This window comes from Lelliottia sp. GFLA7 (assembly GCF_056490165.1).
In genome coordinates this window covers 1-387 of the sequence record NZ_JBWLAQ010000129.1, presented here as the reverse complement: position 1 = coordinate 387, position 387 = coordinate 1, and the positions used below count along the sequence as shown (strand labels likewise).

The 387-nt window shown below is 68.0% G+C and carries 1 protein-coding gene; it reads left to right on the top strand.

All coding sequences use genetic code 11. From position 1 onward, the window contains the following. On the top strand, window positions 1-387 hold a 387-nt coding region (locus AC07RN_RS21495; protein WP_478337304.1), incomplete at both ends, for a CoA transferase.

Below are 387 nucleotides of genomic sequence, written 5' to 3'. Positions count from 1 at the left end.
GGATGCTGCTGGCCGACCTCGGGGCCGACGTCGTGAAGGTCGAACCGCCACACGGCGATCTGATCCGTTGGGCGCTGGGGCAGGTGACGCCCGGGTACAGTCCTGCGCACCTGCAACTGAACCGCAACAAGCGGTCGGTCACCCTCGACATGCGAACAGCGCAGGGGGCGGCACTGTTCCGGCGGCTGATCGAGGACGCGGCGGTGCTCGTCGACGGCAATGCGCCCGGCGCTCTCGCCAAGCTGGGTCTCTCCGATAACGAACTGGCGGAACTGAATCCGGGCCTGGTCCACTGCTCGGTCAGTGGGTACGGCGCGAGTGGCCCGTATTCCGCGATTCCGACGCACGGCCTGATGATGAGCGCGCTCGTGGGGGCGAACCCGACGA